At 64.5% G+C, this 676-nt stretch carries 1 protein-coding gene; it reads right to left on the bottom strand.

Annotated elements, in window-relative coordinates; all coding sequences use genetic code 11:
* The coding region (locus QZH66_RS17050) for an AAA family ATPase (protein WP_305807037.1) at positions 1-676 on the bottom strand (676 nt) is incomplete at both ends.

Genomic DNA, 676 nt, shown 5'->3' on the forward strand with positions numbered 1-676 from the left:
TTCTCGATGCGCTGCTGGATCGCGCGCTTGAGCGGCCGCGCACCAAACACCGGATCGAACCCGACCTTGGCCAGCTCGGCCAGCGCCGTCTCGGAGACGCGCAGTTCCAGGTCCATCTTCGCCAGCCGCCCTTCGAGCAGCTTGAGCTGGATGCGCGCGATAGCTTCGATGTGCTTGGCGTCGAGCGCGTGGAACACCACCGTCTCGTCGATGCGGTTCAGGAATTCGGGTCGAAAATGGTTCTTAAGTTCCCCCCAGACCGCGTCCTTGATGTCCTCGGCGTCCTGGCCGACCATGGCCTGGATCAGGTGCGAGCCGATGTTGCTGGTCATCACGATCACCGTGTTCTTGAAGTCCACGGTGCGGCCCTGGCCGTCGGTCAGGCGGCCGTCGTCGAGCACCTGCAAGAGCACGTTGAACACGTCGGGGTGGGCCTTCTCGACCTCGTCGAGCAGCAGCACCGAATAGGGCTTGCGGCGCACGGCCTCGGTGAGATAGCCGCCCTCTTCGTAGCCCACATAGCCGGGCGGCGCGCCGATCAGCCGGGCCACCGAATGCTTCTCCATGAACTCGCTCATGTCGATGCGCACCAGGTGGTCTTCGCTGTCGAACAGAAAGCCCGCCAGCGCCTTGCACAGCTCGGTCTTGCCCACGCCCGTGGGGCCGAGGAACAGAA

Source organism: Stenotrophomonas sp. YIM B06876 (genome assembly GCF_030711595.1).
Taxonomy (GTDB): Bacteria; Pseudomonadota; Gammaproteobacteria; order Xanthomonadales; family Xanthomonadaceae; genus Stenotrophomonas.